This is a genomic window from Mycobacterium sp. E1747 (assembly GCF_001667775.1).
GTDB lineage: Bacteria > Actinomycetota > Actinomycetes > Mycobacteriales > Mycobacteriaceae > Mycobacterium.
Genome location: NZ_LZJI01000080.1, coordinates 1 through 7,438, shown reverse-complemented (window position 1 = coordinate 7,438; position 7,438 = coordinate 1). Strand labels below are relative to the sequence as shown.

Genomic DNA, 7,438 nt, shown 5'->3' with positions numbered 1-7,438 from the left:
ACGTCGCGGAAAACGTCGGCCCCGACGACGTCGGCGCGTCCCCGGCGCAGGCGGCGCTGGCCGCGATGCATCGCAGCATCGGTTTCGAATTCACCGACCAGGCCTTCGGACATCTTGACCTGCCGGACCGGAACCTCGACGCGCCGACGGCTGGCGCCGTCATCGACGTGTTGCTCGGTGCGGCCGCCGAGGTGGCAGTGCGCGGAAGTGCAGTGCCGCGACCCTACGTCCGAACTTTCCGGGACTGCCGCGATTCGGCGATTAAACGGCCCCTGGACGCCGCCGCGCTGGACAACGTGGTGATCACCGGCGGCAGCGGCGCCATCGGCCTGCGGTATGCGCGGTACTGCATTGAGCGCGGGGCACGAACGGTCACGCTGCTCAGCCGCAGCGGCCTCGACCCGACGGTGCTGCGCCGGCTCACCGAAGGCCACGACACCGCGGTACGCGCCCTGCGTTGCGACATCACCGATCCGGTCGCCGTGGCCGCAGCCGGCAGGCACGCCGGGGACGGGGCGTCGTTGCTGATCCATACCGCCGGCATCGCCGAGACGCGCTTCCGCGCCGACCTGACCGGCACCGATGTGGCGGCGGTATGTGCCGCCAAGGTGCGTGGTCTGGCGCTGCTGGCCGACATGTGGCCGCTGCGGCCGGACTCCCGCATCCTGGCCTGCTCGTCGGTGTTCGGAGTGTGGGGCGGTTACCACCACGCCGCTTATGCCGCCTCCAACCGGATGCTGGACGTGTTGGTTGCCCAGCTGCGAGCCCGGGGCCGCGACGGCGTGGCGATCCGGTGGGGACTCTGGCAGGCCGCCGGCGTCGTCGGGGCCGAGGAGATCACCCGCACCGAACGCTCCGGTCTGATCGCGATGGTGCCCGAGGCGGCGATCGAGGCCGGCCTGCACCGCTATGACGGCGATCCGCTGATATTCGACGCGGACTTCGACCGGCTCGCGGTGTTCTTCGAAAGCCAGGGAATGCCAATGCCGTTCAGCGCGGCCCAAAGCGGCGGGGACGCGAGCGACTCCGCCACCAGGCCGTTGGCCGAGGCGGTGCGCACCGAACTCGCCGCGACACTGCACCTGGGCGACTCGGTCTCGATCGACCCGAGCGCGCCGCTCATCGACCTCGGGGTGGACTCATTGCTCGCGCTCGATCTGCGTAAGCGGCTGCGCCGGACGGTGGGGCGCTCCGTTCCGGTCGCTCGCATGCTCGGCGGGATCACCCTCAACGAATTGATCGATGCGTTGCACGCCGGCTCTGGCGAGCCGCCGGAAGGCGCAACGCCCGACGCTCGCGAAGTCAGAAAGGTTGGACTGCCCGCGTGACGGAAACCACCCGAGCCGGTGCACGGCTCGACGATGAGCGCCTGGAATTGTTGCGCCGCAAGATCGCCGAACGCGGCCTGGCCAGGCCGGCCGCCGGCGCGCCGGCGGCAATACCCGAAGAGCCGCGCATGTCCGCCGGACAGCACCGGATGTGGTTCGTGCAGTCGGTGGACCCCGACAGCGCGCTGCTCAACGTCTGCGTCTCCTATCACCTCACCGGTGCGGTCGACACTGAACGGTTGCGACACGCGGTCGACGCCGTGGCCGCGCGGCATACGGTGCTGCACACGACGTATGAGCCGGGCGCCCACGGCGACCCGTATCCGGTCATCCACGAGGAACTGCGGCCGCAGTGGGCCGAGCACGACCTGTCGGGACTGACCGATCAGGCTCGCCGGTTACGGCTGGACGTGCTGGCGCAGCGCGATTTCCGCCGGCCCTTCGACCTTGCCACCGATTCGCCGCTGCGGGTCACCGTGGCCCGGCTTTCGGCCGACGAGCTGATGCTGTTGATCACCGCCCACCACATCGCCTGGGACGACGCCTCGTGGACACCGTTTTTCGCCGACCTGACCCGTGCGTACGTCGATCCTGACGGCTTCGGCCACGAGCCCCCGCTACTGACCCCACCGCCGGACGAAGCCGCGGATCCCGCCGCGGACTACGAATACTGGCGCAGCCAGATGGCGAACCTTCCTGAGCCCCTTGAGCTTCCGGGTCCCAACGGATCGGTGGTGCCAAGCACCTGGCGCGCGCAACGCGCCATGATGCCGTTGCCGGCGGCCACCGTAGACCGGGCGGCGGCGCTGGCGCGGGAAACCGGCGCCACCCCGTACATGGTGCTGATGGCCGCCTTCGCCGCGCTGGTGCACCGCTACACCCAGTCGACCGACTTCCTGATCGCCGCTCCGGTACTCAATCGCGGCGTCGGAACGGAATCGGCGATCGGGTACTACGGCAACACCGTGGTGATTCGGCTGCGGCCGGGGCCTCAGCGGACGTTCCGAGAGCTGCTTGCCGAAACACGGGATCGCGCGGTGGGCGCCTTCGCCCATTCGCGCGCCGATTTGGACTGGCTGGTCCGCGAATCCAACCCCGATCGCCGGCACGGCGCCGACCGGATGACCCGGCTGAGCTTCGGGCAGCGCGAACCCGATGGCGCCGGTTTCAGCCCGCCCGGGGTGCGCTGCACGCGCGGGGAGTTGCGTGGCCAGTTCAACCAGCTGCCACTGAGTTTCATGGTCGAGCTGAACCGCTCGGGCGCCGGGTTCGTCGAAGCGGAGTACCTGGTGGAGGTGCTGGACCAACAGCTGGTGGACCAGCTGCTGCGGCACTACGCCGTGTTGCTGGACGACGCGTTGACCAACCCCGACAGGGCGATGTCGGCGTGCGCGCTGATGGGCACCGAAGACGTCGAGTGGCTGCGCCGGGCCTCGACCGGTGAACAGTTCGAAACCCCGGCCACCACCTTGCCGGCGCTGGTCACCCGCCGCGCGGAGTCGTCGCCCGCCGCCACGGCCGTCGTCTACGAGGGCCGCGAGTACACCTACCGTGAGATCGACGAAGAGTCGAACCGGTTGGCGCACTGGCTGATCGAGCAGGGCGTTGGCACCGAAGATCGCGTCGCGGTGTTGCTGGACAAGTCACCCGAACTGGTCATCACCGCGTTGGGCGTGCTGAAGGCCGGCGCCGTCTACCTGCCGGTGGATCCGACCTATCCCGAGGATCGGCTGACGTTCATCCTGAGCGATGCCGACGCCAAACTGGTGCTGCGCGAACCCGTTTCCGAGCTGTCGGAGTACCCGGTCACCGCGCCCACCGAGTTGATTCGGCCGCTGTCCCCGGACAACACGGCCTACCTGATCTACACGTCGGGTTCGACCGGGCTGCCCAAGGGCGTGCCGGTACCCCACGCACCGATCGCCGAGTACTTCGTCTGGTTCGGCGACGAGTACCGGGTCGACGAGACCGACCGGCTGTTGCAGGTCGCGTCGCCGAGCTTCGACGTGTCGATGGGCGAGATCTTCGGAACGTTGATCATGGGCGCCCGGCTGGTAATTCCGCGCCCCGACGGGCTACGCGACATCGGCTACCTGACGGATCTGCTGAGCCGCGAAGGCATCACCTCGATGCATTTCGTGCCGTCGCTGCTCGGTCTGTTCCTCTCGCTTCCCGGCGTCAGCCAGTGGCGCACCCTGCGCCGCGTGCCGATCGGCGGGGAGGCGTTGCCGGGAGAGATCGCCGACAAGTTCCACGCCACCTTCGACGCGCTGCTGTACAACTTCTACGGCCCCACCGAAACCGTGGTCAATTGCACCAGCTACCCGGTAGAAGGGGCCCAAGGCACCCGGGTGGTGCCCATCGGGCGCCCGAAGATCAACACACAGGTCCACCTGCTCGACAACGCGCTGCGCCCAGTGCCCGCGGGCGTGATCGGCGAGATATACATCGGTGGAACGCATGTCGCGCACGGCTACCACCGCAGGCCCGCGCTGACCGCCGAGCGTTTCATCGCCGACCCATTCACCCCGGGCGGCCGGCTGTACCGCTCGGGCGACCTCGCCCGCCGCAACGCCGACGGCGACATCGAGTTCGTAGGCCGCGCCGACGAACAGGTGAAAATCCGCGGCTTCCGCATCGAGCTGGGCGAGATCGCAGCCGCCATCTCGGTCGACCCCAGCGTGGGGCAGGCGGTGGTGCTGGCCATGGACCTGCCCCGGTTGGGCAAGAGCCTGGTGGGATACGTCACACCGGCGCCGGGCGGCGACCCGGAAAGCGTTGACATCGAACGCATCCGCGCCAGGGTGGCCGCGGCACTGCCGGACTACATGACGCCGGCCGCCTATGTGGCTCTCGACGAGATCCCGATCACGGCCCACGGCAAGATCGACCGCGCCGCGCTGCCGCAACCGCAGATCGCGGCGGCCGCCGAATACCGTGACCCGGCCACGCCAACCGAACGCCGCGTCGCCGCACTGTTTTCCGCGCTGCTCGGTCACGACCGGGTGGGGGTCGACGACTCGTTCTTCGACTTGGGTGGCCACTCGCTGGTGGCGACGAAACTGGTCGCCGCGATCCGCTCCGAGTGTGGCGTCGAGGTCGGCATCCGCGACATCTTCGAACTGGCGACGGTGGGCTCGTTGGCCGAGCGGGTCGACCAGCTCAGTTCCGGCGACCTCAGGCAGTCGCGGCCCAAGCTGATCGCAACCGCCCACGACGAGCCCATGCCGCTGTCGGCCTCACAGCTGCGCAGCTGGTTCGCCTACCGCGTGGACGGGCCCAGCTGGGTCAACAACATTCCGTTCGCCGCGAAACTGAGTGGGCCGTGGGACATCGATGCCCTGGTCGCCGCGATCGGCGACGTCGTCGCCCGGCACGAAATCCTGCGCACCTCTTACGTTGAGTTGGACGGCGTGCCCTACCAGGTGGTCGGGCCCGCGGGTGAGGTTTCGGTGCGCCGCGCGACCGGGCCCGATCGGGCCTGGCTGCAGCGGGAGTTGGACGCCGAGCGCCGGCACTGCTTCGAGCTGGACCGCGAACTGCCGGTCCGGGTCGCGGTGCTGCGCACCGCCGACGACGCGTCCGAGCACGTGCTGTCGCTGGTGGTCCACCACATCGCCTCCGACCACTGGTCGGCCGGGGTGCTCTTCGCCGACGTGATGACCGCCTACCGGGCGCGGCGGACCGGGGAAGTCCCGGTCTGGGCGCCGCTGCGGGTGCAGTACGCCGACTACGCGGCGTGGCAGGGGGAGTTCCTCGGCGACACGGGCGGCCAGGAGTCCGCTATCGCCGCCGAGCAGCGGGAGTACTGGAACCGCCAGCTGGCCGGGCTGCCCGAGGACACCGGGCTGCGGCCCGACTTTCCGCGGCAGCGGGTGCCCAGCGGTGAGGGCGATTCCGTCGAGTTCCGCATCGACGCGGCCACCCGCACCAAACTCGCCGAGTTGTCCCGCGAGCTGGGCATCACCGAATTCATGTTGCTGCAAACGGCCGTCGCCGTGGTGCTGCACAAAGCGGGCGGGGGGCTCGACATCCCGCTGGGCACCCCGGTCGCCGGGCGCACCGAGGCCGAACTGGACCAGCTGATCGGGTTTTTCGTCAACATCCTGGTGCTGCGCAACGACCTGACCGGCAACCCGACGCTGCGTGAATTGCTAGCCCGCGCAAGGGAAACCGCGCTGGCCGCCTACGCCCACCAGGACCTGCCGTTCGACCGCGTGGTCGACAGTGTCAGCCCGGTGCGTTCGCTGTCGCGCAACCCGCTGTTCCAGGTGGTGGTGCACGTACGTGATCACCTGCCGGCGACGCGGGTGATCGAGCAAGCCTCAGACGGCCAGCAGGACACGGTGTGCACCTCGCTGGACCCGGTTTTCGACATGGCCCATGCCGACCTCAGTGTCAACTTCTTCGGCACCGACGGCTCGGGCGGAGTCGGATACAACGGCAACCTGATCTTCCGCACCGAGCTCTACAGCAGGGCCACGATCGAGCGGTTGGCCGGATGGTTGACTCGGGTGGTCACCGACTTTGCCGACGACATTGATCAGAGCTTGCGAGACGTGCAACTGACCGACGCCGCAGAGCGGCGCCGCCTGCTCGAGCACTGGAGCCGCGGCGAGCGGCCGCCGCACGACCGGCCACGCACCATTCCGGAACTGCTCGAGCCCAGCCGGCGCTGGGGGCCCGACCGGATCGCGGTGCGCTGCGGCGGTCAGCAGATCGATTACCCCGCGCTGCATCGTCTTTCGGACAACCTGGCGGCGCTGCTCGTGGCGCGCCGCATCGGACCGGGATCGCTGGTCGGGTTGTCGACACGGCGCAGCATCGACCTGGTGGTGGCGTTGGTGGCCATCATGAAGGCGGGCGGTGGTTACTTCCCCATCGATCCTGGCTATCCGTTGGCGCGCAAGCAGTTCATGCTCGATGACGTGCGGCCCCCGGTCGTGCTGGCCACGGCCGAAGCGGTGGACACCCTCCCCGAAGTCGCCGGCGTCGCGGTGCTTTCGCTCGAAGACCCGCAGGTGCGCGCCGCACTGGAGAATGAGGACGCGGGTCGGCGGGAACTGCCGCGGCCGCACCCCGACGACCCGATGTTCCTGGTCTTCACGTCCGGATCCACGGGCAAGCCGAAAGGCGCGGTGGGCACCCATCGTTCGATGGCGGCCCGGCTGGACTGGCAGTTGCGGCACTACCCGCCCAGGACGGACGACGTCCGGCTGGCGCAGGCCTCGATCACGTTCCTCGAGGGCGGCATGGAAATGCTGGCCGGGCTGGCGGCAGGGGCCACGATGATCCTCGCCGACGATGCCGAACACCGCGACCCGGAAGCCCTCGGCGAGTTGATGAATCGTCACGGGGTCGCGCAGGTGACCGCGGTGCCCAGCCTGGTCTCCGTCCTGGTGGACAGCCGGCCCGACGCGGTGCGAGCGCTGTCCAGGCTGGTGTGCGGCGGAGAACCGGTGAGCGCGTCGCTGCTGCAGCGGTTGGTGTCCGTGTGCGCCGGCGCGGACATCGAGCTGTTGAACAACATCGGCTCCACCGAAACATCCGGCGCGGTATCACGCGGGCCGCTGGAGCCGCCGAATCCGCTGGTGGGCAAGCCGGTTCCCGGGGCGGCCGCCTACCTGCTCGATGACGGCCTGCGGCCGGTGCCGGTCGGTGTCGTCGGCGAACTCTATTACGCCGGCGATCAACTGGCGCGGGGCTACTGGAAGCGACCCGCGCTGACCGCCACCCGGTTTGTGGCGAATCCCTTTTCACCCGAGCCGGGTTTGCGTCTGTACCGCAGTGGCGACCTCGCCCGCTGGACCCCGGACGGCCAACTGGAATTCGTCGGACGATCCGACCACCAGGTCCAGGTGCGCGGTTTCCGCGTGGAGTTGGCCGAGGTCGAGTCGGCGCTGGCAACGGTCGATGGCGTCGTCGCCGCCGCCGCGCGCACCTGGGAGGTGCACGGCGGCACCTCGTTGGCCGGATACGTTGTGCCGCAACGCCCGATGGCCGGCGACGCCGAGAAGGCATCCTTCGCATCGGAGGTGCGCGCCGCGATCGGCGCGACGCTGCCCGGCTATATGATCCCGTCATCGTTGACCGTCCTGGATGCGCTTCCC

The 7,438-nt window shown here is 69.3% G+C and carries 1 protein-coding gene and 1 pseudogene; both read left to right on the top strand.

Translation table 11 applies throughout. The annotated features are described in order from the left end of the window. Window positions 1-1,365: pseudogene (locus tag A5695_RS08345) on the top strand (SDR family NAD(P)-dependent oxidoreductase); the annotation flags it as partial. Next, window positions 1,325-7,438, top strand: a 6,114-nt coding sequence (locus A5695_RS08340) for a non-ribosomal peptide synthetase (protein ID WP_068079885.1), incomplete at its 3' end; no start/stop codon positions are given. The pseudogene A5695_RS08345 and the gene A5695_RS08340, both read left to right, overlap by 41 nt.